This is a genomic window from Chryseobacterium sp. GQ58, from assembly GCF_059758895.1.
The window spans coordinates 790,300-815,856 of the sequence record NZ_JCAXEH010000002.1 but is presented as its reverse complement, the minus strand read 5'-3'; the positions used below and the strand labels follow the sequence as shown (position 1 = coordinate 815,856).

Annotated in this window: 25 protein-coding genes and 1 pseudogene; 18 read left to right on the top strand and 8 right to left on the bottom strand. The window is 35.2% G+C overall.

The window, feature by feature from the left end; translation table 11 throughout:
- The 7 genes and pseudogenes from AC6CHK_RS08000 to AC6CHK_RS07970 form a co-directional block, all read left to right on the top strand.
- A partial coding sequence (locus AC6CHK_RS08000) for a T9SS type A sorting domain-containing protein (RefSeq protein ID WP_498095111.1) occupies nt 1-391 on the top strand: 391 nt, incomplete at its 5' end.
- A gap of 313 nt (nt 392-704) precedes the next feature.
- Entirely contained in the window at nt 705-1,475 is a 771-nt protein-coding gene (locus AC6CHK_RS07995) for a 4-hydroxy-tetrahydrodipicolinate reductase (RefSeq protein ID WP_498095110.1), read from the top strand.
- A gap of 228 nt (nt 1,476-1,703) precedes the next feature.
- Nucleotides 1,704-2,204, top strand: a complete 501-nt coding sequence (locus AC6CHK_RS07990; RefSeq protein ID WP_498095109.1) for a CinA family protein — start codon at nt 1,704-1,706, stop codon at nt 2,202-2,204.
- 776 nt (nt 2,205-2,980) lie between these two features.
- Nucleotides 2,981-3,115: pseudogene (locus tag AC6CHK_RS07985) on the top strand (Crp/Fnr family transcriptional regulator); the annotation flags it as partial.
- Nucleotides 3,116-3,241: 126 nt separating this feature from the next.
- On the top strand, nt 3,242-3,469 hold the full coding sequence (locus AC6CHK_RS07980) for a helix-turn-helix domain-containing protein (RefSeq protein WP_498095108.1): 228 nt from the start codon (nt 3,242-3,244) through the stop codon (nt 3,467-3,469).
- Nucleotides 3,470-3,655: 186 nt separating this feature from the next.
- Complete coding sequence (locus AC6CHK_RS07975) at nt 3,656-4,447, top strand: hypothetical protein (RefSeq protein WP_498095107.1); 792 nt, start codon at nt 3,656-3,658, stop codon at nt 4,445-4,447.
- Nucleotides 4,448-4,520: 73 nt separating this feature from the next.
- The gene (locus AC6CHK_RS07970) at nt 4,521-5,114 is read left to right on the top strand and encodes a YciE/YciF ferroxidase family protein (RefSeq protein ID WP_498095106.1); all 594 of its coding nucleotides are present in this window, start codon (nt 4,521-4,523) and stop codon (nt 5,112-5,114) included.
- A gap of 351 nt (nt 5,115-5,465) precedes the next feature.
- Here the strand turns inward: AC6CHK_RS07970 and ccoG are convergent, their stop codons facing one another.
- On the bottom strand, nt 5,466-6,920 hold the full coding sequence (gene ccoG / locus AC6CHK_RS07965; RefSeq protein WP_498095105.1) for a cytochrome c oxidase accessory protein CcoG: 1,455 nt from the start codon (nt 6,918-6,920) through the stop codon (nt 5,466-5,468).
- Between the two features lie 579 nt (nt 6,921-7,499).
- Between ccoG and AC6CHK_RS07960 the strand changes: the two genes are divergently transcribed.
- The 3 genes from AC6CHK_RS07960 to AC6CHK_RS07950 all read left to right on the top strand — a co-directional run bounded on the left by AC6CHK_RS07960 (nt 7,500) and on the right by AC6CHK_RS07950 (nt 9,670).
- Nucleotides 7,500-8,507: an NAD-dependent epimerase/dehydratase family protein gene (locus AC6CHK_RS07960; RefSeq protein ID WP_498095104.1), complete on the top strand. Its 1,008-nt coding sequence runs from the start codon at nt 7,500-7,502 to the stop codon at nt 8,505-8,507.
- A 69-nt stretch (nt 8,508-8,576) separates the two neighbouring features.
- Nucleotides 8,577-8,774, top strand: coding sequence for a hypothetical protein (locus tag AC6CHK_RS07955; protein ID WP_498095103.1), 198 nt, complete (start codon nt 8,577-8,579; stop codon nt 8,772-8,774).
- A 53-nt stretch (nt 8,775-8,827) separates the two neighbouring features.
- Nucleotides 8,828-9,670 (top strand): cyanophycinase, encoded by an 843-nt coding sequence (locus AC6CHK_RS07950; protein WP_498095102.1) that lies wholly within the window; start codon nt 8,828-8,830, stop codon nt 9,668-9,670.
- A gap of 18 nt (nt 9,671-9,688) precedes the next feature.
- On the opposite strand, the gene AC6CHK_RS07945 is transcribed toward AC6CHK_RS07950, so the two are convergent.
- Entirely contained in the window at nt 9,689-9,916 is a 228-nt protein-coding gene (locus AC6CHK_RS07945) for a glutathione synthase (protein ID WP_498095101.1), read from the bottom strand.
- Nucleotides 9,917-9,954: 38 nt separating this feature from the next.
- Nucleotides 9,955-10,179, bottom strand: a complete 225-nt coding sequence (locus AC6CHK_RS07940; protein WP_498095100.1) for a hypothetical protein — start codon at nt 10,177-10,179, stop codon at nt 9,955-9,957.
- Nucleotides 10,180-10,404: 225 nt separating this feature from the next.
- On the opposite strand from AC6CHK_RS07940, the gene AC6CHK_RS07935 reads away from it, so the two are divergent.
- On the top strand, nt 10,405-11,412 hold the full coding sequence (locus AC6CHK_RS07935; protein ID WP_498095099.1) for an SDR family oxidoreductase: 1,008 nt from the start codon (nt 10,405-10,407) through the stop codon (nt 11,410-11,412).
- Between the two features lie 61 nt (nt 11,413-11,473).
- On the opposite strand, the gene AC6CHK_RS07930 is transcribed toward AC6CHK_RS07935, so the two are convergent.
- From AC6CHK_RS07930 to AC6CHK_RS07910, 5 genes are all read right to left on the bottom strand, one after another.
- Nucleotides 11,474-12,352, bottom strand: a complete 879-nt coding sequence (locus AC6CHK_RS07930) for a helix-turn-helix domain-containing protein (protein WP_498095098.1) — start codon at nt 12,350-12,352, stop codon at nt 11,474-11,476.
- An 87-nt stretch (nt 12,353-12,439) separates the two neighbouring features.
- Complete coding sequence (locus AC6CHK_RS07925; protein ID WP_498095097.1) at nt 12,440-13,555, bottom strand: alanine racemase; 1,116 nt, start codon at nt 13,553-13,555, stop codon at nt 12,440-12,442.
- A 1-nt stretch (nt 13,556) separates the two neighbouring features.
- Complete coding sequence (locus AC6CHK_RS07920) at nt 13,557-14,003, bottom strand: GNAT family N-acetyltransferase (RefSeq protein WP_498095096.1); 447 nt, start codon at nt 14,001-14,003, stop codon at nt 13,557-13,559.
- 10 nt (nt 14,004-14,013) lie between these two features.
- Entirely contained in the window at nt 14,014-14,919 is a 906-nt protein-coding gene (locus tag AC6CHK_RS07915; RefSeq protein WP_498095095.1) for a universal stress protein, read from the bottom strand.
- A 145-nt stretch (nt 14,920-15,064) separates the two neighbouring features.
- Nucleotides 15,065-15,523, bottom strand: coding sequence for a PA2169 family four-helix-bundle protein (locus tag AC6CHK_RS07910; protein ID WP_498095094.1), 459 nt, complete (start codon nt 15,521-15,523; stop codon nt 15,065-15,067).
- 244 nt (nt 15,524-15,767) lie between these two features.
- Between AC6CHK_RS07910 and AC6CHK_RS07905 the strand changes: the two genes are divergently transcribed.
- From AC6CHK_RS07905 to AC6CHK_RS07875, 7 genes are all read left to right on the top strand, one after another.
- Nucleotides 15,768-17,237, top strand: coding sequence for a hybrid sensor histidine kinase/response regulator (locus tag AC6CHK_RS07905; protein ID WP_498095093.1), 1,470 nt, complete (start codon nt 15,768-15,770; stop codon nt 17,235-17,237).
- 6 nt (nt 17,238-17,243) lie between these two features.
- On the top strand, nt 17,244-20,855 hold the full coding sequence (locus tag AC6CHK_RS07900; RefSeq protein WP_498095092.1) for a response regulator: 3,612 nt from the start codon (nt 17,244-17,246) through the stop codon (nt 20,853-20,855).
- 14 nt (nt 20,856-20,869) lie between these two features.
- A complete protein-coding gene (locus AC6CHK_RS07895; RefSeq protein ID WP_498095091.1) occupies nt 20,870-21,235 on the top strand; it encodes a response regulator in 366 nt (121 codons plus the stop codon).
- The gene (locus tag AC6CHK_RS07890; protein ID WP_498095090.1) at nt 21,236-22,066 is read left to right on the top strand and encodes a CheR family methyltransferase; all 831 of its coding nucleotides are present in this window, start codon (nt 21,236-21,238) and stop codon (nt 22,064-22,066) included.
- A gap of 10 nt (nt 22,067-22,076) precedes the next feature.
- Nucleotides 22,077-22,655, top strand: a complete 579-nt coding sequence (locus tag AC6CHK_RS07885) for a chemotaxis protein CheB (protein ID WP_498095089.1) — start codon at nt 22,077-22,079, stop codon at nt 22,653-22,655.
- A gap of 12 nt (nt 22,656-22,667) precedes the next feature.
- Nucleotides 22,668-23,033 carry a response regulator gene (locus AC6CHK_RS07880; protein WP_498095088.1) on the top strand — a complete coding sequence of 122 codons (366 nt, stop codon included), beginning with the start codon at nt 22,668-22,670 and terminating at the stop codon, nt 23,031-23,033.
- A 196-nt stretch (nt 23,034-23,229) separates the two neighbouring features.
- Nucleotides 23,230-25,557 carry a TonB-dependent receptor gene (locus tag AC6CHK_RS07875; RefSeq protein ID WP_498095087.1) on the top strand — a complete coding sequence of 776 codons (2,328 nt, stop codon included), beginning with the start codon at nt 23,230-23,232 and terminating at the stop codon, nt 25,555-25,557.

The window sequence follows — 25,557 nt, the reverse complement described above, 5'->3', positions numbered from 1 at the left end:
GGTACCGGCTGATGCTTTTGTAAGCATGACCGATTACAAATATGTTGTGATGAGAGTGGCGATGCAAAAAGACGGAATTCCTGTCAACTGTACAAGCTTTGCAAATGGCGAAGTTGAAGATTACACGGTAAGAATCTCTAAGCAGGGAGTTGTGAATTCGGTTAATCAAAATGATATTCTGATCTATCCAAATCCTGTAAGCACAATATTGAATGTGAAAAACATTAGTGAGAAAGCGAATTACAAAATTTACAGTGCTTCCGGACAGCTTGTATCAAGCGGATTGATTTTAAATAACAAGATTGATGTGAGCAGACTGATCAACGGATTATATGTTATCGACATAGACGACGTTCAGGGATCTGTTCAGAAGAAATTTATTAAAGAATAATCAACTAACAATTTTAAATAAAATAAGCTCTCGTTCCTGAGAGCTTATTTTTTTGATGAGTATATTAATTTTAATTAATATACTTACACAATTCATCAGCATCTAAATATCAACTGATTATTCAAACTATTTTTATTTGGCTTTTTTGTATATTACGTCTTCTAAATGTTATTCATATAGATTTATATTATAATTTAATATATTTAAATTCAATTATAATTTGTTGTATAATATTTTTAATGTCTTTTTATTGATTTTTTCTCAATTATTTTTAAGGCTTCCAGAATTTATAATAAACAATAAAAAATATAATATGAAAATTGGTTTAATAGGATTTGGTAAGGCGGGCAGGGCAGTAGCCAATGTCATTCTTCAGAAGGAGGATTTTACGTTAGAATGGGTTTTAAGGAAAACTGAAAGTATGGAACATACGTCTGCCAAAGAAATTCTCGGTATTTCCGCTGAAGATACAGGGCTTATCTATTCGCAACAGAATATAGCCGTTGAAGAGTTGTTGGACAGCCATCCGGTGGATATCATTATAGATTTTTCTACATCTGAAAGTATTTACGAATACGGAAAACAGGCAGCGGAAAAAAATATTAAAATCATATCTGCAATCTCTCATTACGGCAAAGATGAAATAAAGTTTCTCAAAGATTTATCTTCAAAAACTGTTGTTTTTTGGTCGCCTAATATCACTTTAGGGGTAAACTATTTATTATTTGCCGCTTCATTATTAAAAAATATTGCACCGGGTGTCGATATTGAAGTTATTGAAGAACATTTTAAGGCAAAACCCGGAGTTTCAGGTACAGCAGTAAAAATAGCCCAGACTTTGGATATTGAAACAGAAAACATCAATTCTGTAAGAGCTGGAGGAATTGTAGGTAAACATGAAGTTATTTTTGGATTTCCTTATCAGACTGTGAGATTGGTACACGAATCGATTTCTCGCGAAGCTTTCGGCAGCGGGGCGCTATTTGTTGCGGAAAATATAAAAAATAAAACAAAAGGGTTTTATAATTTTGAAGATATTTTGAGACCTTATTTTTTTAACGAGTCCAATAAAAATTTGTCTTGATTTATTTACAATTGATAATTTCTTATTATAATTAAAAGGCAAGGTTCAATACTTTGCCTTCTTTCTTAAATTGAGATTTATTATTTACATTTTTCTAAAATTATGCTTAATTCCATCATGACTAAAATCATAAGTGTGAATTATTACATTGTATAACTTTGATATAAGGCCTGTTGAAAAGCACTTATATTAAATATATCATAATCCTAATCATAAACATTTATTATAATGGAATTCCAAAAAAAGTTATTAGAAAATATCAGTGAAAGTTTTATGACCAAAAATGAAGCGGTAGCGGTTGCTGAAAGCGTTACATCGGGTTTGCTTCAGCTTGCTTTTTCGCAAATGCCCAACTCGATGCTGTTTTATAAAGGTGGAGTTACTTGCTATTCTTTAGCCTCCAAAGTACAGCTGCTAAATATTCCCAACAGCGAAGCGAATGCCTTCAATTGCGTGTCACAAGCTATTGCTGAAACAATGGCGCTGAATGCTGCAAAACTTTTCGATACAGAATGGTCGATCGCAACTACAGGATATTGCAAACCTGAGCGTAATTCTATGTATAATCTATATGCTTATTTTGCTATTTCTCATAAAGGAAATATTTTAGTTTGTGAAAAAGCAGATTTGGATACTAAAACTCATGCCTGTGATGCACAATTATTTTATGCCGAGCAAATTTTGCAAGGTTTAGAACGTCAGTTGAAAACTTCGGCACTTATAAATTAGTAACTATAATGTGATTATGTTAATTTATATATTAATAATAATTAAATATTGTTAATTTTTTAGGAATTTTTCTTAACTATGATTTAGGTCATAAAAATGAAAGGTTGAGTTTTATTATTTTTGAATTACCATACAAAATTATTATTATGAAATTTATTGTAACCGCAGGTTTATTAGGATTTTCTTTCCTATCTGCAACAAAGAACAACAGAGGCAGGCTCCGGAGCCAGACACCGGAACAACTGAGAATACGGCTGCTACGCCGATAGAATCTGAAACCGATACAATGAATACTGCAACGAATAAACAGTATTAGAATCAGACAGATTCTTTATCAACCAACAGATAATTTTTAAATTTTGACTGAGTAAAAGAATTCAATTTCCCTTTTAAAAAAAGCGGAAGGTTTTGTTATCCTTTATAATTAGGAGTGTTTTCAGACATTACTCAGCTCCTCATACAATAATGTAACATAAATAAATCAAACAATTAACTATGCAAGATACTCTATGGTTTGGTGACTTCGGACACACTATAAAAATTTTCTTAACCGTCCTCTTTACCATTACATTGGTAATAATAGCAGTCACAACAGCATTATCGCTAAAAGACTTCACAAGAAAATTCATCCGAAGGAAACAAAAATAATTATAATTAAAAAAAGAGAGTATGTCAATAAATGAGAGGCTTTTAGAGTCAGCTGGTACTACAGTAAAATATTATGGTGGAGGCGATTATATCTTTCACGAGGGTGCAAAACCTTTTATTATTATCAAATAATTGAAGGAGAGGTAAAACTCAACAATTACAATAAAGATGGCAAAGAGTTTATTCAGGAAATATTGTCTGACGGTGAGGGTTTTGGAGAAGCATTGCTCTTTAGTGAAAAAGTGTATCCTGTCAATTCTATCGCTCTGACAGATTGCACCGTTCTGCGGCTTTGCAAAAATAATTTTCTGAATCTTCTTGATTTATACCCAAAGATATATAAGGATATGTGCAAGAGTTTATCTGATCGTATTATCCATAAATATATTATGCTTCAGAAAATATCATCACAAAATCCGGTTGAAAGGTTGCAGGGAATAATGGATTTTTTAAAGAGTTCTCAAAATGAGCAGACTCCTTTTTCTTTTCAGATACCATTTACAAGACAACAGCTCGCAAGCTTAACAGGTCTGTGTGTAGAAACAGCAATCAGAGCTATAAAAATGATGGAGCTGGAGAAAAAGCTCAAAATAAAAAACAGAAAAATTTTATATTAAATTAATGCTTTATGATTTAAATCATAATATAGTGAATTATTTTTGTATTAAATTTGAATTGTTAAATATCTGTATTTCAGTTGAATACTGATAAGTGTTAAAATTACCAAACCAAACCGCTACAGTCATCATACTAGTTAAACGGCTGTAGTAATTCACTCAATATTAATAATAAAAAAAAATGTTATGAACAGAAATTCAAACAGCAGAAATTCAGGAGGAAATTCCAACGATGCTAAATCAACTCTTGAGGAAGTGTATCAATTAGGTTACGACCATGGTTTTAATGACGCATCTCAAGATGAGGAGTATGATGATGACTTCTCAGATTATGAGGATGAATTTGATGATTTTGAAGACTTTTACGATGATGAAGATTATGACGACGAAGACTACGATGATGAGGATTTCGACGATGAAGATTTTGAAGATGAGGATGAAGAAGATGGCAGAGGCAGAGGAGGATCCGGAGGTTCTCGTGGTGGCGGACGCGGACGTTCATCATCATCAGGCGGCGGATCAAGAGGTTCTGGCTCAAGATCAGGTGGAAGCGGCGGTTCCGGAAGAGGCTCAGGCTCGGGTTCAGGAACATCCAGAAGAGGTTTTGCTTCAATGAGTAAAGCTGAACGTACAAGAATAGCCCGTATGGGTGGCCAAGCTTCACACGGAGGCGGTAGATCTTCAGGTTCAGGTTCAGGATCCGGATCAGGCAGATCTGGTTCTGGATCAGGAGGTGGAAGATCCGGTGGCGGCTCAGGAAGAGGCTCAAGTGGATCTGGCTCAAGATCCGGCGGAAACGGCGGTTCTGGAAGAGGATCAAATTCAGGAGGAACATCAAGAAGAGGCTTTGCTTCAATGAGTAAGGCTGAACGTACAAGAATAGCCCGCATGGGCGGCCAGGCTTCACACGGAGGCGGCAGATCTTCAGGATCCGGATCAGGCAGATCAGGATTCGGAGGCAGACGAAACAATTCATAATTCAGTTTTTTAACTGCCTCTTTAATTTTAATTATTGAGGCAGTTATTTTTTAACTAAAATACCAATCATATTATGGCTACCAAAACAGCAGAAAATACAAATACAATTGCCGAAACAAAAAAAACTACGGCAACCACAAATCTGACACAAGACATCAGTACTGATCATAAAAACTCTTCGCTACACAAATTTTTTGTAACTGCGCTGAAAGATATTTATTATGCAGAAAACGCAATTCTCACAGCTTTAGAAACAATGCGCGATGCAGCTACAACTGAAGAGCTGAAAGATGCTTTCGAAGATCATCAGCTCCAGACTACAAAACACATCAGCCGTCTGGAAAAAGTTTTCAAATCAATTGGTGAGCAACCCGAGAAAAAGGAATGCGAAGCAATTAAAGGAATAATAAAAGAAGGGGAGGAAGTAATAAAATCCACTGAAGAAGGTTCTATGACCCGAGATGCAGCCTTAATTATAGCTGCACAAAAAGTAGAGCATTATGAGATTGCAACTTATGGTGGCCTTGCTCAACTTGCCATTACAATGGGTCATGAAAAAGCCGCAGATTTGTTAGAAAAAACTTTACAAGAAGAAGAAGATACCGATTATCTGCTTACAGAAATTGCTGAAACATCAATCAATTTCGATGCTGAACAAGAGGATTAATTAGATTAGATTAATGTGGTAAGTCATACGGAATTTTCTGTATGACTTATTTTTTTGCCTTAATCGAAGTATCACTTAATTTGTTAATATAATTGCTGGTGAGATTTTAAAGTATTTGTAAACAGTTCAACTTTAAGAGATTAATAAAATAAAAAATTGATAAAAAATAAAAGCCTTCGTTACCGAAGGCTAAAAACACAAATGATGAAAAAAAATCGTTTTACAACGATGCACAAATATACAGCATATCATTTGTAATAAACATTGTTTTGATCATAAAAAGATTAAAATAAGCCTTATTGATTTTTATTCTAAATAAAATTAAGAGCATTTGTTTTAAATAATTCTTTACTAAAATTGTATTTTAAATGGTCCTTCAAAATAGGTTTCATAAGAATCGATTAATTCACCATTTAAATCGTAAACACCGATGGTGATGTTCTGTTTTGAAAGTTTTATTTCATCTTCCGGGAAGCTGATATTAATAGATCCTTTTGAGATTTTGTCGCGGTCGACCGTTATTTTACTTGTTGTGCTGTAACTTACTTGCCCTTTTACGGGCTCAATTACTTTTATGGTAACGGTTTTTTTATCATTGGTTTTATTGAGGAAAGTATAATTATAAGTATTGGTGATTTTACCGTCTCTTATGAAAAAAGTGCTTCCCGCCGGCTTAATAAATTTCACCTCCATTTCGCCACGATTGTACAGCATTGCACCCAAAAATACCTGCAGGGAAAGTAAGAGAACGATAAAAATTTTCATTCTTCCTGTAAATCTCGTTGGCGTACGGCTTTCAATTTCCTTTTCGGAAGCATATCTGATCAATCCCAACGGAAGACCAACTTTTTCCATGACTTCATCACAAGCATCTATACAAGCTGTGCAATTCACGCATTCCAGTTGCTGGCCATCCCGAATATCAATTCCCGTCGGGCAAACTACAACACATTGATAACAATCTATACAATCGCCTTTACCAGCTGCTTTACGATCTTCTCCTTTTCTCCACTTCGATCTGTTTTCCCCTCTTTTATAATCATAAAAAACATTAATCGTTTCTTTATCAATAAGTACGCCCTGTAATCTTCCGTATGGACAAACAAGTGTACAAACCTGTTCCCGAAACCAGGCAAACACAAAATAAAAAGCCGCTGTAAAAAGTATAATGACAATAAAATTGGTAGGATGAGCAAAAGGTCCTTCGGAAATTATCCTGAAAACTTCTTTATATCCAACCACATACATCACCATAAAGTGTGTGAAAATAAGCGAAATGATCATGAAGATTGTCCATTTTAGTCCTTTTTTCCATATTTTTTCGCTGTTCCATTCTTGTCTGTCGAGTTTCATTTGCCTGTTTCGGTCTCCTTCAATGGCAAACTCGATTTTGCGGAATACATTTTCCAAAAAAATTGTTTGCGGACATAGCCAGCCACAAAATAATCTTCCGAAAGCCAAAGTGAAAATGATGACACATATTAAAGCGATAATAACTCCCAAAGTAAGAATGAAAAAATCTTGCGGATAAAATGGAAGCCCAAAAATAAATACCTGTCTGTCTATAAGATTAAACAGCAACAGCGGATTACCATTTATTTTAACAAAAGGAATAGTGAAGTAAAAGATAAGCAGCACATAAGCAACAATATTTCTATAATTGGCGTATCTGCCTCGAGGTTTTTTGGCGTATACCCACTTTCTTTTTCCGGATTGCTCCATCGTTCCTATTGAATCTCTATACGTTTCCGGCTCCAAAACTTGACCTTGCCCACCTCTTACATCTTTATTTTGTATTTCTGACATGGAATTAATTTTACGGTTTACAGTAAATTGTTGTATAACATTTATTATTAAAATGCTAAAATAATATGATTATCATTCTAATCATTTATATTAATATTGTCTACAACTTTAAGACCAATTGAAACTAAAAAAGCAACAATTAACAGCTTGTATCAAACAAAAAATTTTAATTTGAGAAGTCTAAAAATTTTAATTTAAAATAATTAAAAAAATACCCCAAATAAGTATAAACTCCTTTGAGGCAATCCAAAAAATTTTGGAAATTTTTCGATATTAATATTTGCAAATGAGGTGTGATTCTTTCTTATCATTTGCTTATTCAGATATTTCCAAATACTGTGCCTAACCAACAATAATTAAATACTGTTACATTAATAATACTTTTTCTAAAGTATTAAGCTTTTACTTAAAGCGGGAACATGACTGTAATCATAGCTTTAAAAAAACTATCTGTTTATTTTTGATATACAACAAAACCAAATGATAATGGCTATTCACAGCACTTCGATTGATCACGTTTATCTGTAATGATCTGTTGAATATTAATCAGATATAGTAAAAATTCAAAAATAACAATTTATGATATTTGTAACGGGAGCAACAGGGCTCTTGGGAAGAGTTATTGTTTTAGAACTTCTCAAAAAAGGTAAAAAAGTAAGGGCGTCAAAAAGGGCTTCCAGTAATTTGGATGAAGTAAAAAATTCATTTAAATTTTACACCGAATATCCCGCCTTTTTCTTTAAAAAAATTGAGTGGGTTGAAGTTGATTTTGATGATAAAAAATCTATCGAAATTGCTCTGAAAGATGTCGGAGAAGTTTATCATTGTGCGGGCAAAATAAGTTATGATCCAAAAGATGATGAAGAAGTCTACCAAGCAGGTGTCACTGCTACAAAAAATCTTCTTTCTGCATGTAAGGAAGGCTCTGTCTATAAATTTCTATATGTAAGTTCAGCCACCGTGATGAATCTGACGGATCAATATGGAATGCTGACCGAACACTCACTTTTTGATCATCAGAAAGACCGTTCGGCGTATGTAATTTCCAAATATATGAGCGAACAGCTTGTAAAATCTGCAAATACAGTGAGATTCAGAACGGTCATTGTAAATCCGGGAATGATTTTAGGCAGCGGAAACTGGAAGCAGAGCAGTGGAGAATTGCTGCAAATCTTTATCGACAGCCCTTTTACATTTTCGGGTGGAACTTCTTGCGTGGATGTAAGGGATGTGGCGAAAATTTCATTGTTATTGATGGAACAAAATATTTTTGGTGAACGTTTTATAATAAGTTCAGAGAATAAAAAATATGCTCAAATTGCCCATGAAGTCAGAAAAAAGCTAGGCAAAAAAGACGGAATTGTACTCCACAAAAAGCACCTTAATTGTTTAATGCCTTTGAATATACTTTTCGGATGGCTTATTTCCAGGCTGCGTTTGCTTACAAAATCAAATATAGATTTCGTTTCATCATTTCCGAAAGCGTCTAATAAAAAAGTAAAGGAAAAGCTGAATTACGATTTCATTCCTGTTTCAGAAAGTATAGATTTTCATATTGGCAATTATATTAAAGATAAAAATAAGTAAATGTGAGTGGAATCATATTCAAAAAATATCTTATTTCCTAAGTTTGGGATAACTAAATTATAAATCATTATGAAAAACTTATTCACATTTCTTGCTTTTGCTTTTGTATTGGCGGGCTGTAAAAAATCTGAAACACAATATCACGATCAGGATAATGCCAAAACGATCAATGATTCCCAATCGGATACCATTCAGACGTTGCCTGAAATATCAGACACTTCAAATATAGGAAGCGACAGCGCCAATGTAAAAACCGACAACGAATAGCTCAAATAAGGAATTACAAACTTTATTTAATTATGATTTAAAAAATGAATTTTATGGCTCCAAAAGGGAAAATATTGATAATCGGAGGTAAAGAAGACAGAAGTGATACTGATGTTGAAATGAAAGAGACAAACCGTGATTATTCGCCTCACGAAATCCTTAAAAATCTGGCTCAGTCAAAGGACGACAGAATTGAAATAATCACAACAGCAACCTCCGATCCTGAAGATATGCGCAAAACGTATACAGAAACATTCACCGAAATAGGATACCGCAATTTTGGTTTTCTTGATATTAAGGATGATTCAAATTCTGATGAATCAGAATGTCTTAAGCGAATAGAAAATGCAAAAACCGTTTTTTTTACCGGTGGCGATCAGGATAAAATTTGCAGTGCATTGAAAGGAAAAGCTATAAATAAGCTTCTGAAAGAAAAGTATAATTCTGAAAATGATTTTATCATTGCAGGAACCAGTGCAGGCGCAATGTGTATTCCCGAAATGATGATTTCTGAAGCTGAAAACGGCGAGGCAATTGTAGAAAATGATATCTGTTTAGACCCAGGATTGGGCTTTATCGGCAATTGTATAGTTGATACACATTTTGTGCACAGAGGAAGATTTGGCAGGCTGGCTCATGCCGTTATGCTGAATCAGCAATGTTGGGGAATCGGGTTGGGTGAAGACACTGCTTTGCTGATTGAAGAAGGAAATAATGCAACCTGCAAAGGCTCCGGAATGGTTTTAGTAATCGACGGAAAAGAAATAAAACAAACCAATGTTGATTTTGTTGAAAAAGGATTTCCCGTGTACGCAGAAAACCTTAAAGTTCACATTTTAACCGATGGTTGCTGCATAAACCTTGATAATGGTAAAATGACAGGAGTTGAAAAATAAGCAAAGTTTGAGCAAAATTTAACATTTCTCAAAAATAATTCTGCCATCAAAAGGTTCACTCCAACTAACATACAGGCTGTCTTTAAATCTTTTAATTTCAGCCAGTATTACTTCATATTCTCCATCTTCATTTATTCTTTCGACGATCATATTTGCTCCCAATCCGACATCGCCTAACTTATATTCTACGCGATATTCTCCGTCAACTTCTATAAAATCTTCTTTTTTAAAATTTCTGTGTGACATAATATTTTGATTTATAATAAATTATTAATAAAATTATTTTAAGATCCTTTTCCAAAGCTTACAACCTGAAAATCATTATCAGTTGAATATTTCTTACAGCTTTCATCATCAAAAGATTCCGGATTTTCCAGAAAAGCTTCGATATATTTGCTGCTTTCATCAGTGTTTGCCGGCGCAATAATGATGTGATATAATTTTAATACTGATTCGTCCGCACTCTCTAAAGCTTCCTTTTTATGCTGTACTGCTTCCTCGTATTTCATATTGTAATATTAATTTATGAATATTGATATAACAATTATGCCAAATTTATCAGTATAAATATTTATTGTTAAAAATTAGCCATTTCATATTTTAGTGCTAAATCCAATGTGCGTATAATCATAAAAAATAAAGTAATGGAATATTGATTGCTGTTTAATTTGATAATTCTTGTTATGGATACACAATACACAAAATAATATATGTTAAACCAAATCTAAATCAAAATGGAAGATCAAATGACCAGAAGAAATGCTATCAGTAAAATTGCGGCGACACTTGCGGTAGCTGCCGTAGCTCCGGGAGTTATTGCTCAATCCCGTCCAAAAAGTTCAGAAAACAGTACTGGCTCCTTAAGAATTACAGATCCAAGAACAAAATATCCTAAGCCACCTTTTAAAAGACAATTCCAACCTTTTCCCGGATTGGCCGGCAAGATGACTCCCGTGCCGGATCACGGTGAAGAAAGCTACAAAGGCTCGGGAAGATTATCGGGAAGAAAAGCACTTGTTACCGGCGGTGACTCCGGAATTGGAAGAGCTGCTGCAATTGCATACGCAAGGGAAGGCGCAGATGTTGCGATCAATTATCTTCCTGAAGAGGAATCTGATGCGAAAGAAGTGATAGGATTAATTCAAAAAGCCGGTCGTAAAGCTGTTGCAATTCCGGGCGATTTAAGGAATGAATCTTTTTGTAAAAAACTTGTTGATGAAGCTGTAAATCAGCTTGGTGGTTTAGATATTCTGGTCAATAATGCCGGACATCAGAAAGCTCACGAATCTATTCTTGACATCAGCACGGAAGAATTTGACAGAACCATGAAAACCAATATTTATGCTCCGTTTTGGGTCACAAAAGCAGCTTTACCACATTTGAAGCCAGGCTCTTGTATCATTGGAACATCTTCGGTGCAGGCTTACGATCCGTCTGCTGATCTTTACGATTATGCCCAAACAAAAGCTGCTACGACAAATTATGTAAAATCATTGGCTAAACAATTGGGACCGAAGGGAATTCGGGTGAACGGTGTAGCTCCGGGACCTGTTTGGACACCTCTGCAGATCAGTGGTGGACAAACTCAGGAAAATGTAGAGAAATTTGGGGCCGACACGCCTTTGGGAAGAGCCGGACAGCCTGCGGAATTAGCTTCGATTTTCGTTCAGCTGGCGGCAGATGATGCAAGTTTTGCCAACGGCCAGATTTATGGAGCAGCTGGCGGAAGCGGACAACCTTAAAACTTTTTTTTAGCTATAATTTTAAAACAATAGGCAGCCAATTAAGGTTGCCTGTTGTTTTTTATTGCCCAGTTTTCATTATTCTGTATTGGTTGGGAGAATATTCTTTTTCTGATTTAAAATATTTACCAAAGTGAGATTTGTCACTGAAACCAAGTTCGTATGCGATTTCCGTGACAGACAGCGAAGTATGTAAAAGCAGTCTTTCGGCTTCCAATATTACGCGGTTTTTAATGAATTTTCCGGCAGAAATATCCAGATTTTCCTTAATAATAGCATTCAGGTAGTTTGGAGTAATATTAAGTTTTTGGGCGTAAGGTGAAGTGGTTTTCAGTTCTTTAAAATGTATGTTCACCAAATTGCTAAAATCATCAATTAATGTTTTTTTACGATCCGATTGGGTATTGATCTGAGTTGTTTTGTGAGAATGGCGGATGTATTTCAGGACAAATACTTTCAGCAAGAGACAAATAATTTCCTTGAATAGGTTTTTGTTTGAAAGATATTCTTTTTTAAGCTCTTCAAAGCTTTGCCATTGGTCTTTTCTGCTTTCATTTTTCAGAATAATATAAGGAGCGATTTCTGCTAAAGCCGTGTCGCTTTTTATTCTTTTGTTGCCGGTGTAAATATAATTATAGAACGATTTTGTAAACAATAAAACGTGTCCTTTGCAATATTCAGTTTCCTGAAAACTATAAACCTGATTGTAATTCAGAAAAAAGAATTTCTGAGGAATCAGATCATATTCAAAATTATCAATTTTTAAAAAACCTTTAGCATCATTAAAAAGAAAAACCGCATAAAATTTGTTCTTAAAATTTCCGTTTTTATTGACTTTTCCTAAAAAATCATCCATTGTAAGAATTGCAAATTCGGCACGCAAATTCGGATGGCTATTAAGTTTATTTAAAGTAAGGATTTGAATATCCTGATTCTGCATATGGTTTTATTTACTTTCAGATATAAAGATAAAAAATACCACATTATAATGCAGTATTTTATTGTTTAATATATTATTTTAATTTTTTTAGTTCTTAAACTGTAGAATTTTCAATTCTTTTTTACAGAGGGTTGTATCTACTTTTTTATCTACATAATCGGAATTCATGGCACGCAAAACCGCCATATAATTCATGTTGAAATCCAAAGTATCACCTACTTTAAACTTGGCATTATTCACACCTAAATCTAAAATCATCATATCCGAACTGGCTCCAATAATTTTCAAACCGGGAAGTAATGGTGCGATGTTTTTAGTGTCAATATCAAGCAAACCAATATCTACAATGGCTCTTACAGAGGTTTTTCCAAGATCATCAGAGTTATGTTGAGGGCTGTCGCCGGTAAGATTGGTTCCCACATTTCCGGCAGGAATCATTGGTTTTTCGATAATTTCTATAATCTCGACCGTGAGTTTGAAAACATCCTGATACATTCCGCTGATTGTGGAATCTTTATAAACATCAGTTCCGAAAAATAAGGTTTCACCAACCCTGAAATGATTGATTCCTGCAGGAATCTGATCTTTAAAAAGCAACGGAATCGTTACGGAAGAGCCTGCAGAAATATAAGGTATTTTTTTTCCGAATTTTTCTTCCACAATTTCTTTGTATCGGTTGAGCTTGAAGAGTTTTTTTTCATCGGGAAGTATACCGTTGAGACAATTCAGATTGGTTCCGATACCAACTACTTCAATATTGGGCAATTTAAAAACATTTCCGTAAAAACGAGTCAGGTTTTTAGCCATAATTCCTTCCCGTAATTCGCCCATTTCCACCATTATTACAATTTTATGAGTCTTTTTTTGTTTTACGGCTTCTTCGGAAAGTGCTTTTATGGTGTTGAGTTCTGTATTAAAACTTATATCGGCAAATTCTACAATGCTTTTCACAAGTCTTTTTGCCGGAGGTTTTATATAAACTGTTTGCGTTTTTGGTGAAAGCTTTTTAATGGTTTTTAAATTGCTTAAACGTGAGTCGCAAACTTCCTTGTTTGATATTTCTAATAAAACTTTTAAGAATTTTTCGTTACCGCAAAGCAGTTTTCCTACAATTGCCCAATCGATTTTATTTTTGGTGAAAAGCTGATCTAGAAAACAAAAGTTATGAAAAAGTTTATCAGAATTTAAAGTAATGTATGACATTTTATTTTTTTAATCGCATTTCGAGATATTTGCTGGCAAAACCTAGCTTTTCGTACAAATGTTTGGCAGGATTGTCTGCTTCACAATGCAGCGCAATGTCGCCTTGTGAAGTTTCAATGGCTTTTTGCATTAAGTTTTTACCAATTCCTTTCCCGCGAAGGTTTTTGTCTGTGGCAATATACACGAGAATATTTTCGGGAATATAGCCGCTCATTCCTGTTTTGTTGATAATTACGGCGCCCACAAGCGTATTGTTGCTTTCGTCAGTAGCGGTTAATACGATTCCGCCGGGTTTGTCATCATTTCCCATTGCATAATTAATGGCGCTTTTGATGTCCGTTTCAGGATCTCCGTATTGCTCCAAATGCTGAAAAAGAAATCCTGAGATTTTTTGCTTCTGATTTTCATCAGCTTTATTTTGTTCTGTATAAGTTTGTATTGTAATCATTTTTTATTTTTTATCCCGGGCAGGGAAGAGTAATATCGTAGCTGTTTAGATAATCAGGTGTTATTTTTCTGGTTATTTTAGGTTTTAAAAAAAACAGCGGAATTTCGGTTTTATTAATAATTTTTTTCAGAAAGTTTTCAGAGAAAATAGATTTCCAGCTTTCTTCATCCTGATAATTCAGAATGATAATATCTGCTTTTATTCTTTTTGAAAATTTTGAGATCTGAACAGCTTTATCCTGTGTAAGTAAAAACTCAGAAGTATAGTTTGCCGATTTGATGTATAATTTTTTCTGTAAATCGAGATAAGCATTTTTAAGATCCAAAAGATCGTCTTCGTCACTTATTCCAAGAAGGCTGATGATGCTTTTATTCTTTTTGGCTAAAGTAATTGACAACTCGAGTTTATCGTCAAGATGTTTGGTCACTCTTACCGGAAACAGAATTTTTTTGAAATGGTATTTTTTAAAACTTCCGGGAACCAAAAGAATAGAACAATTCACGTATGAAAGCACATTATAAGAAGAAGATCCCAAAATGAGCTGCTTGAGTTTTTGCTTACCCGATGTTCCCATTACCACAAGATCTATATCTTCTGTAACGGCAAAATCATTGATGCTGTCTACAAGATTTTCATTTTTTATTCTTATTTCAATTTCCAGCGAGCTGTGTTTTTGCTGAATATATTCCTTAATTAAACTAAGTTTACTTTCAGCTCTTTCTGCATTTTCTTTGATTGTTTCAGAGCCGATGACCTGTTTTCCGCTTCGGTCAAGTATGTAATAATTATTCACAATATGAAAAAGGATAATTCTTGCCTGATGACGCAAAGCCATTTGTACGGCCATTTCTACTGCATTATTCGATTTTTCTGAAAAATCTGTCGGGACTAATATATTTCTAATTTCGGTGTTCATCTTCATTACTTTGGTTTCATCAAATATTTCCTTGCAAAGTTATTGGAGATAAAACCAAATGAGTGTTAAAAAAGAGCTGAAAAGTGGTATTTTTTACTGATAAATTCTATATATTATAGAAGTAAATTTTTCCAAACCGATTACATTATGATCGTTTTCTATATTCTGCAATGTTCTTAAATTTATTGTAAGAATCTTTTATGTTATGCAGATGCTCAGAAACTACTTCAAGGCTTCCATCATCAAGATGGCCGCTGTCAATAGCTTCCTGATAAGTATTTATTGCTGTTTCCTCACCAAACACCACATTTTCCAAAGTCGCATTTTCTCTGTTTCCGGGAAAAGTATTTTTGATGTCGATCCAGGCTCTGTGCAGGGCTCCGGCTGTGGAAGGTAAATCGTTTGCTTTTCCGCCTCTTTCGGTAATGAGGTTGATCAGCTCATTTTTCATAATCTTTGTCTGCGAGATCATTTGCTCATATTCTCCTTTCAGGTCCGAATACATTTCCCAGACTTTTCCTTCAACTCTTTCGAAGCCTTCAATCCTGTCGTTGGTAATATGCAGAAGATCATTCAATACCGATGTCGTTTCTTGATTATTCATAATTAATATTTTAATGGTTTTATCAAATTGTACAAGAATTATGCCTTAAGAAATGTTTAAAATAAGCTTTTACGGCTCTCTTTTTTCTTTAATAATTTGCTTACAGATTACAGGATATTTTTAATATCTTTAGCACTTTATTTTTTTAGAATCTGTAATAAAAACACCGATTTTTCGGAATTTTGTAAGTATTTTTGAATACAGGAAGAAGCATGAATTTAATAATTGATTATTTTTACATTGTATGATCTTAATTGTTGATGATAACCAAAGCAATATATATTCTTTAAAAAAATTATTAGAATCTAAAGATTTTCAGGTCGACACGGCAAATTCCGGAGAAGAAGCATTGAAAAAAGCATTAAAAAATGATTATGCATTGATTATTTTAGATGTTCAGATGCCTGATATGGACGGATTTGAAGTGGCCGAAACCTTTGCAGGATACAGCAAAACCAAAGAAATTCCTATTATATTTTTATCCGCAGTCAATATAGAAAAAAAGTTCATCACGCGCGGATATGCTTCCGGCGGTATGGATTATGTTACAAAACCAATCGAGCCGGAAATTCTTTTACTTAAAGTCAAAACATTCTACAATTTGCAAGAGCAGAGCCTGGCGATGAAAAAAACGCAGCAAAGCCTTGAATTGGAAGTAAAAGGACGAAGAGAATCGCAGGTAACGATGAAATCTCAGATTGACCATTTTCATCTGATGCTGGAAGCTTTACCACAAATTGCCTTTACACTCAACGGAGAAGGTATTGTAGATTTTGTAAACGGAAGATGGTATGAATATGCTGCGTCTGAAAAAGAATTTCCAGAAACGCATCCTGACGATATCAATATTTTGGAAGAATTTGAAAGGTGCAGAAAAAAAGGCAAAGCTCTCGAGCTGGAAGCACGGATAAAAAATCTTGAAACAGGAGATTACAGATATCATTTATTAAGAATGTCACCCGTGAATGAAGGAAATTCCGTTAAGAACTGGGTTGGGACATTTACAGATATTGACGATCAGAAAAAAGTAGAAAAAGAAAAAGATGAATTTCTGAGCATTGCCAGCCACGAACTCAAAACACCGCTTACGAGCATTAAAGCATATATTCAATTGCTTGAACGCAAATTAAAGCAAGAAGATAAACCTACCGAAGTAAGTTTTGTGACCAAAGCTTTGGACCAAATTGAAAAACTAAACACGCTGATCACAGACCTTCTTGATGTTTCCAAAATAGAAAACGGCAAGTTGAAAATCAATAAAAAGCCTGCAAATCTGGAAAAGGTAATTCACAATGCTGTAGAAACCATATTGCAGACTCATGAAAATAATATCGTAAAAATAGAAAGGCACGGTCCCAAACCGGATATTCTGATTCCTTTTGATGAAATCAGGATAGAGCAGGTCTTAATTAATTTTCTGACGAATGCCATTAAATATTCTCCCAAAAACAATCACATTATTGTAACGACTTTTATTGATGAAGAAGAGGTAAAAGTAAGCGTTACCGACTTTGGAATCGGCATTCCCGATATTAAGCAGGAATCTGTATTTCGAAAGTTTTATCGTGTAGAAGAATCCTCATTACAGTTTCAGGGCATGGGAATCGGGCTTTATATTTGTTCCGAAATCATCAAACAGCACCACGGAACCATCGGTTTATCGAGTAAAATAGATGATGGCTCTACATTTTATTTCACATTACCTTTAAATTAATTTTTTATGCCTAAAAAAATCATAAGAAATCTACAATTCGGAATCGCATTTTCTATGCTGATTTTAATTTCCAGTTCCGTAGCATCATATTGGAGCATTCAGAAACAAATGGAAAACCGCGAAAGTTTATCTAAAACACGTCGTGCAATCACAGCGGTAAAAGACGTTGCAATTGCTCTTTTGGATGCGGAAACAGGCAATCGCGGATACCAACTTACAGGTAAAGAAAGCTTTTTGGAACCTTATAATGCAAGCCTCTCCGAATTGTCAAAAACAATTGACCGTTTAAAAGCTTTGGAAGCTTCTGATGAAGTGCAGACTCAGCGCATAGTAAATCTGGAACGAAATGTTGATGCCAATATCAATATCTTAAAACACTTTGTAGACAATAAGCACAAAGGTATACAAATGACTCAGGAACAGATGCTTCTGAGTAAAAATTATATGGATAAATGTCGCCAGATTGTTCAGGATTTTGTGAAATATGAAGAAAGTCAGCTCGATAAAAAAAATAAAGACCTTACAAACTCATCAAATACAACCGTATTATTCATCATATTTTCATCTTTAGCGGCATTAGCGGTTACCTCTTTTCTCTATTTTAAATTACGCAACGATCTGATTCGCAGAGATAAACTGGAAAAAGAACTGGTAGCTAAAGATTTAGAAATCTCGAAAAGGGTAAGCGCAATTCGTGCAATTGCGAATAGAGTTGCCAACGGCGATTACAGCCAGAAGGCAGTCGACAATTCTCAGGATGATTTGGGCGATTTGGTTGGCTCTTTAAATTACATGACCGAGTCTTTGAAAAAATCATTCGACAAAATCAATAAAAGCGACTGGCGTCAGAAAGGTTTGGCTTTGCTCAATGAATCTTTGGTAGGAAATAAGTCGGTAAAAGATGTTACCACAGATTCTCTTAATCATCTTATTGATTACGGAAACTGCATCAACGGCGCCATTTATCTGATTGATGACGGAAAACTGAAGCTGCAAAGTGCTTTTGGCCTAGAAGGTAACATGAAGCAGGCTTTTGATCCGGGCGAAGGAATGGTGGGACAGGCTTTTATTCAGAAAAAGACTAAAGTATATAATGATTTAAATGAAAATGATTTTGTTGTTTCTTTTGCCAGCAGCAAAGTGAAAATTAATGGAATTTTATTAATTCCAATTATGCTCGACAGACACGCTATCGGAATGTTGGAATTAAACTCAACATCCAATTTCGATCAGGATAAAATAGAATATTATGTTGAATGTTGCAGAAATATCGGCATTGCTTTAAATGCAGCAAGAGGCCGCGAAAAAGAGCAGAAATTATTAGAAGAAACTCAAGCTCAGTCAGAAGAGCTTCAGGTACAGCATTCTGAATTGGAAAACCTGAATACAGAATTGGAAGCCCAAACACAGAAATTGCAGGCATCTGAAGAAGAATTGAAAGTGCAGCAGGAGGAATTGATGCAGATCAATGCCGAACTCGAGGAACGCTCAAAATTGTTGGAAGAAAAAAGCCAGTTGATTGCCGAACGGAATATTGAAATTCAGAAAAAGGTAGAAGAATTAGCTTTAAGCACGCAATATAAATCTGAGTTTCTGGCGAATATGTCGCATGAATTGCGCACACCTTTAAATTCTATTCTTTTGCTTTCACGTTTAATGGCTGAAAATCCCGAAGAAAACCTTAGTGAAGATCAAATAGAATCTGCAAAAGTTATCCAAAGTTCCGGAAGCAGCCTATTGACGCTGATTGACGAAATACTCGATCTTGCCAAAATAGAATCCGGTAAAATGAATCTGGAATATCATAATGTAGCCATTAATGATGTGGTAAAAGATTTGCGAAGCCTTCTCAATCCGTTGGTACAGGAAAAAGGGATCACGTTTGATATCGAAATTGAAGAAAATGTAGAAAAGATTATTGAAACCGACCGTTTAAGATTGGATCAGATATTGCGAAATCTGCTTTCAAACGCTTTAAAATTTACTGTGGAAGGAAGTATTAAATTAAACATAAAGAAAGATCCTAAAAATAAAGATTTCATCATTTTTAGCGTAAAAGATACAGGAATCGGAATTCCGGAAGACAAACAGAAAATCATTTTTGAAGCTTTTCAGCAGGCCGACGGATCTACACAGAGAAAATTTGGAGGAACCGGTTTAGGATTATCAATCAGCCGTGAAATTGCCAAATTATTGGGTGGCGAATTATCATTAAAATCAAAAGTAAACGAAGGCAGCGAATTTAGCTTAGCAATTCCTGTCAACGAAAAATCAAAAGAAAAATATCAGCAACCTGAACACAATTTGCTGGAAGATATTAAGGAAGATGTAGATCAGGTTAAAAACATCATCAATTATCAAGAATCCGAAAGTTCTGTATCAGCAGTTACCCTGAAAATTCCCGAAGATGTTGATGATGACCGCGATACGATAACGGAAGGCGATAAAGTAATTTTAATCATTGAAGACGATACCAATTTTGCCAAAGCGTTGCTGAAATATGCCCGAATTCAAAATTATAAAGGCGTTGTTGTCGTAAGAGGAGATTATGCACTTTCTGCAGCAATCCAATACCGTCCGGCAGCGATTTTACTGGATGTACAGTTGCCCGTAAAAGACGGATGGCAGGTAATGGATGATCTGAAATCTAATGCAAAAACCAAACATATTCCTGTACACATGATGTCTGTTTTGCATGTAAAGCAGGAAAGCCTTATGAAAGGAGCTATTGATTTTATTAATAAACCTGTGGCTTTGGATCATATGAATGATGTATTCAGGAAAATTGAGGAGGCGATCAGAAAATCACCACAAAAAGTTTTGATTGTAGAAGAAAATGCCAAGCATGCGCGGGCTTTGTCTTACTTTTTGAGCAACTACAATATTTCGCTTTCTGTGGAAGACAATGTGGAAGACAGTGTAAAGGCTTTAACTGAAGATCAGGTAGATTGCGTGATTTTGGATATTGGCCCGTCGCGAGGCAATGAATATGCAATTATTGAATCTATCAAAAGTTATGAAGGTTTAGAAGATCTGCCGATTATTATATTTACAGAGCATAGTTTATCAAGATCTGAAGAACTCAGAATAAAGCAATATGCAGATTCTATTGTTGTGAAAACAGCACATTCTTACCAGAGAATATTGGACGAAGTTGGCTTATTTTTACATTTGGTGGAAGAAAAAAATACCTCATCAGAAATTACAAGAAATAAAAGTTTAGGATCGCTTACTGATGTTTTAAGCGGTAAAAAAATACTGATTACCGATGACGATGTCCGCAACATATTTTCATTAACCAAAGTTTTAGAAAAATATAAAGTGGAAGTCATTCTGGCGATGGATGGAAAGCAGGCGTTGCAGCAGATCAGTGAAAACCCCGATATTGACGTTGTTTTAATGGATATGATGATGCCTGAAATGGATGGCTACGAAACCATTCAGGAAATCAGGAAAATGCCGAAATTCAGCCGATTGCCGATTATTGCTGTTACCGCAAAATCGATGCTTGGCGACCGACAAAAATGCATCACCGCCGGAGCTTCGGATTATATTTCTAAACCGGTGGATGTCGATCAGCTGTTATCTTTATTACGCGTTTGGTTATATGAAAGCTAAAAAACTAAATCCTAATGAATAAGAAAATCTTGATTGTGGATGATGATCCGCGTAATATATTTGCACTTCGGCTTACACTGAAAGCCAAAGGCTATCAAGTCGTAAGCTGTACAATGGGACAGGAAGCGATCAGCATTTTAGAAGAAGATCAGGATATTTCTGTTGTATTGATGGATATGATGATGCCGGAAATGGATGGTTATGAAGCTATTAAAATTATCCGCAACAAAGAATCTATTAAGCAGGTGCCCATTATTGCTGTTACTGCGCAGGCGATGTCAGACGACCGCCAAAAATGCCTTGATGCAGGTGCAGACAATTATATCACCAAGCCTATCGATGTAGATCAATTAATAACTGCCGTAGAAAAATTATTCTAAATGCTGGAACCAAGTATTGTAAAAGATGAAGAAGTTGAATATTTGATAAAAGATGTTCATCAGCTGTACGGATACGATTTTTCCCTGTACAGCAGGGCTTCCTTTAAGCGCAGGATAAACCGCATTTGCCTCATCGACAAATTTACCAGCTTTGCAGAATTGCGGTATACTATTATGAATGACCCGGAATATCTGAAGCGTTTCATAGAAGAAATCACCGTAAATGTCACCGAAATGTTTCGTGATCCTCTTTTCTTCAAAACATTGCGTGAAAAAATATTGCCTCAATTGGGAACTTATCCGTTAATCAGGATTTGGGTGGCCGGTTGCTCGACAGGCGAGGAAGCATATTCAATCGCGATATTATTAAAAGAAGCCAATCTTTATCATAAATCTCTGATTTATGGTACTGATCTCAATCCTTCAGTTTTGGAAAAGGCACGTGCAGGCGTTTTTCCTTTGCAGCAGATGAAGCTTTATTCGGAAAATTATATGCTTTCCGGAGGAAAAGAAGATTTTTCAGGCTATTATACCGCCAATTATGACAGTGTGAAATTTGATAAAAGCTTGCAGGAAAAACTTATTTTATCAACGCACAATTTGGTTTCGGACAGTTCTTTTAACAGTTTTCAGCTGATTATCTGTCGCAATGTGCTTATTTATTTTGATAAAGCGTTGCAGGAAAGAGTATTTCAGCTTTTTGATGCGAGTCTGGAAAATCTAGGTTATTTGGCGTTGGGTTCAAAAGAAACTTTACGTTTTTCAAACTTAGGGAATTTTTATAATCAGATTGACGATCAAAGAATCTGGAAAAAAGTAGATCATCATTAATTCAGAAAGTATGGAAACCGTGAAAAACAAAACTGAATTAGTTGTAATCGGAGGATCTGCGGGAAGCCTTCAGGTAATTTTAGAAATGATTAAAAACCTGAATAAAGATCTCGGTTTTCCTATTTTGTTGGTTGTTCATCGCAAATCGCATTCTGTAAGCATTTTACCTGCTTTGTTGCAACAGTTTTCATCGGTTGATGTCATCGAGCTTGAAGACAAAACAGAAATTTTTAAAAATAAAATTTATATAGCGCCGGCAGATTATCATTCACTATTTGAAAACACTAAAGTGGTTTCTCTGGACAGTTCGGAAAGAATAAATTATTCCCGTCCCTCGATAGACGTAACCTTTAAATCTGCTGCGGAAATGTATGGCGAAAACCTCGTCGGCATTCTTTTATCAGGCGCAAACGCAGACGGAGTGGAAGGATTGGAATATATTAAAAAAAACAAAGGAAAAGTCTGGATTCAGGATCCCAAAACAGCCGAAGTAGATTATATGCCGAGACATGCGCTGGAAAAAGTAGAGCATGATCTCATCATTACGCCGCATGATTTGGCAAAACATATTAACCATTTATCTTTATAAACCTACAAAAATATGAGCAAGAAGAAAATTTTGATTTTTGATGATGATACTGTTATTTTAGAAGTAATAACCATTATTTTTGAAGAAAACGGCTATAAAGTTGAAATTTCAGAGACGTCGCACGATATCATAGAAAAGGTTTCTCAATTTCAGCCAGATGTCATTCTGATGGATAATTGGATTCCGAATATTGGAGGAGTGGAAGCAACAAAGCTTCTGAAAAGCCATGAAAATTACAAAACAATTCCTGTAATTTATGTCACCGCAAACAACGATATTGCTGCTTTAGCTGAAAGTGCGCAAGCCGATGACTATATTGCAAAACCTTTCAATCTGGAAGATCTGGAAGAAAAAGTAGCAAAGTATCTTAAAGATTAATTTTTACAGAAACTCTTTAAAACTTGTTGAAAGATGCGGTAAATCTAGATTTATCGCATCCTTTTTGAAGTGATATTTGTTTTACAATAAGTTCGTAGAATAAAGTTTCATTAATTTTATCATTTTTCTGTACGGTTGGCTTTATATAATCTTAAATTTACCTTTTTATTTTCAAAAAATTTGATAAACCCACGCAATGCAAGCATTATATTGTAGATTATTTATTATTATCAGCCTGTTCACTTTTAGTTTTTATGCCAATGCGCAGGAAAATTACTCCATCAGCGGAACAGTAAAAGACATCAACGGAGAAACACTCATCGGGGTAAATGTAAAGGTCGAAGAAATCCCGTCTGTAAGCATTTCTTCCAATGAATACGGATTTTATTCGCTTTCGTTACCGCAAGGCACTTATACTTTAATTACAGTTTATCCGGGTCACGATTCATTCACGCAAACCATACAGCTGGACAAAAATATAAAGCTTGATCTCCTTCTTGCGCAGGAAACAGAAAGAGTCGGCAAAATTGATGAAGTGATCATTTCGGGTGTCAAAAAAGACAATAATCTGTCTTCGGCTCAGATGGGAACTGAAACTTTAAGCATTAAAAATATTAATAAGCTGCCGGTTTTATTCGGAGAAAAAGACGTCATGAAAACAATACAGCTTCTTCCCGGAATCAAAAGTAGCGGTGAAGGAAGCAGTGGTTTCAGCGTAAGAGGCGGTGCAACAGATCAGAATCTTATTCTTCTTGATGAAGCTCCGGTTTACAATGCGTCTCATTTATTGGGTTTTTTCAGTACTTTTAACAGTGATGCGTTAAAAGATGCAAGCATTATAAAAGGAAACAGTCCCGCGCAATACGGCGGCAGACTTTCTTCTGTTTTGGATGTGAAAATGAAAGACGGAAACAACAAAGATTACAACTTCAACGGCGGAATAGGCTTGATAAGCAGCAGACTGAGCGTTGAAGGCCCGATTCAGAAAGAAAGATCTTCTTTTATTGTTTCCGGAAGGAGAACGTATGCAGATTTATTTCTTAAGGCAACGGATGATTATAAAGACAGCAAATTATATTTTTATGATCTTAATTTAAAAGCGAATTACCAAATTAATGACAACAACCGTTTATATCTTTCGGGATATTTTGGAAGGGATGTTTTAGGGCTTGGCAATACTTTCGGGACCGATTGGGGAAATACGACCGCAACTATTCGCTGGAACAGCATTATCAACAGCAAATTATTTTCAAATACATCTTTTATATACAGCAATTACGATTACAAAGTAAGCCTCGAAAGTAATGACAATACATTTGGTCTGGATTCACAAATCAGAGACTGGAATCTCAAGCAGGATTTTACATGGTTTGCGGCCAATAAGCATTCTGTACGTTTTGGGCTTCAGTCTATTTATCATACGATTACTCCAAGCAGCGCTTCGGGGACGAGTGTAAGCAGCTTTCCGCGAAATTCAAGATATTCCTGGGAAAATGCTTTGTATGTAAATGATGATTTTAAGGCTAATGAAAAACTGACGATCAATTATGGTTTGAGATTGTCATCTTTTAGTGTTTTAGGAGGTGATACTTTTAATATTTATGAAAACGGAATCATTACAGATACTAAAGTTTTAGAAAAAGGAAAATTTGGAAAAACTTATGTAAATCTTGAACCGAGAATCACGGCCAATTATCGCATTAATGACGCAAGCAGCGTAAAAGGCGGTTATTCCAGAAATACACAGAATTTACATTTATTAAGCAACAGCAGCAGCGGAAATCCTACCGATCAGTGGATTGGAAGCAGCTACACCGTAAAACCCGAAATAGCAGATCAGATAAGCGCAGGATACAGCAGAAATTTTAATAACAATAATTATGAATTGAATGCTGAAGTTTATTATAAAGCAATGAAAAACCAGATCGATTTTAAAAACGGCGCAGAAATCACATTCGACACCGGTGCTGATGTGGAAAGCGAATTGCTGTTTGGTAAAGGCCGCGCTTACGGTTTGGAGCTTATTGCAAAAAAGAAAAGCGGAAAACTCACCGGCTGGGTTTCTTACACGCTTTCAAAAACTGAAAGAAAAATAAACGGAATCAATGATAATGAATGGTACAACGCAAGAGTTGACAAAACCCACGATCTTTCTGTGGTTGCAACTTATGAGCTAAACCCAAAATGGTCTTTTTCAGGACTTTTTGTTTACAGCACCGGAAATGCCGTTACCTTCCCGACAGGAAAATATGAACTGAATGACCAAACCGTTTTTCAGTACAGCAATCGTAATGCAGATCGCATGCCTGCTTATCACAGAATGGATCTGAGCGCAACATACGAAGCAAAAAAGTCAAAACGTTTTCAGAGTTCATGGTCTTTTGGGCTTTATAATGTATACGGAAGAGAAAACGCGTATGCCATCAATTTTGAAGATAATCCCGACAAGCCCGGAACTACGCGTGCAATGCAGATTTCACTGTTCCGATTTGTTCCTAATGTAACTTATAATTTTAAATTTTAA

Coding starts and splice junctions, on each gene's coding strand:
- AC6CHK_RS07955 (WP_498095103.1), top strand. CDS start 8,577: ATGAAAAACTTATTCACATTTCTTGCTTTTGCTTTTGTATTGGCGGGC.
- AC6CHK_RS07885 (WP_498095089.1), top strand. CDS start 22,077: ATGGAAACCGTGAAAAACAAAACTGAATTAGTTGTAATCGGAGGATCT.
- ccoG (WP_498095105.1), bottom strand. CDS start 6,920: ATGTCAGAAATACAAAATAAAGATGTAAGAGGTGGGCAAGGTCAAGTT.
- AC6CHK_RS07880 (WP_498095088.1), top strand. CDS start 22,668: ATGAGCAAGAAGAAAATTTTGATTTTTGATGATGATACTGTTATTTTA.
- AC6CHK_RS07925 (WP_498095097.1), bottom strand. CDS start 13,555: ATGTCATACATTACTTTAAATTCTGATAAACTTTTTCATAACTTTTGT.
- AC6CHK_RS07930 (WP_498095098.1), bottom strand. CDS start 12,352: ATGCAGAATCAGGATATTCAAATCCTTACTTTAAATAAACTTAATAGC.
- AC6CHK_RS07980 (WP_498095108.1), top strand. CDS start 3,242: ATGCTTCAGAAAATATCATCACAAAATCCGGTTGAAAGGTTGCAGGGA.
- AC6CHK_RS07975 (WP_498095107.1), top strand. CDS start 3,656: ATGAACAGAAATTCAAACAGCAGAAATTCAGGAGGAAATTCCAACGAT.
- AC6CHK_RS07935 (WP_498095099.1), top strand. CDS start 10,405: ATGGAAGATCAAATGACCAGAAGAAATGCTATCAGTAAAATTGCGGCG.
- AC6CHK_RS07995 (WP_498095110.1), top strand. CDS start 705: ATGAAAATTGGTTTAATAGGATTTGGTAAGGCGGGCAGGGCAGTAGCC.
- AC6CHK_RS07910 (WP_498095094.1), bottom strand. CDS start 15,523: ATGAATAATCAAGAAACGACATCGGTATTGAATGATCTTCTGCATATT.
- AC6CHK_RS07960 (WP_498095104.1), top strand. CDS start 7,500: ATGATATTTGTAACGGGAGCAACAGGGCTCTTGGGAAGAGTTATTGTT.
- AC6CHK_RS07920 (WP_498095096.1), bottom strand. CDS start 14,003: ATGATTACAATACAAACTTATACAGAACAAAATAAAGCTGATGAAAAT.
- AC6CHK_RS07890 (WP_498095090.1), top strand. CDS start 21,236: ATGCTGGAACCAAGTATTGTAAAAGATGAAGAAGTTGAATATTTGATA.
- AC6CHK_RS07945 (WP_498095101.1), bottom strand. CDS start 9,916: ATGTCACACAGAAATTTTAAAAAAGAAGATTTTATAGAAGTTGACGGA.
- AC6CHK_RS07950 (WP_498095102.1), top strand. CDS start 8,828: ATGGCTCCAAAAGGGAAAATATTGATAATCGGAGGTAAAGAAGACAGA.
- AC6CHK_RS07970 (WP_498095106.1), top strand. CDS start 4,521: ATGGCTACCAAAACAGCAGAAAATACAAATACAATTGCCGAAACAAAA.
- AC6CHK_RS07915 (WP_498095095.1), bottom strand. CDS start 14,919: ATGAACACCGAAATTAGAAATATATTAGTCCCGACAGATTTTTCAGAA.
- AC6CHK_RS07900 (WP_498095092.1), top strand. CDS start 17,244: ATGCCTAAAAAAATCATAAGAAATCTACAATTCGGAATCGCATTTTCT.
- AC6CHK_RS07895 (WP_498095091.1), top strand. CDS start 20,870: ATGAATAAGAAAATCTTGATTGTGGATGATGATCCGCGTAATATATTT.
- AC6CHK_RS07875 (WP_498095087.1), top strand. CDS start 23,230: ATGCAAGCATTATATTGTAGATTATTTATTATTATCAGCCTGTTCACT.
- AC6CHK_RS07905 (WP_498095093.1), top strand. CDS start 15,768: ATGATCTTAATTGTTGATGATAACCAAAGCAATATATATTCTTTAAAA.
- AC6CHK_RS07990 (WP_498095109.1), top strand. CDS start 1,704: ATGGAATTCCAAAAAAAGTTATTAGAAAATATCAGTGAAAGTTTTATG.
- AC6CHK_RS07940 (WP_498095100.1), bottom strand. CDS start 10,179: ATGAAATACGAGGAAGCAGTACAGCATAAAAAGGAAGCTTTAGAGAGT.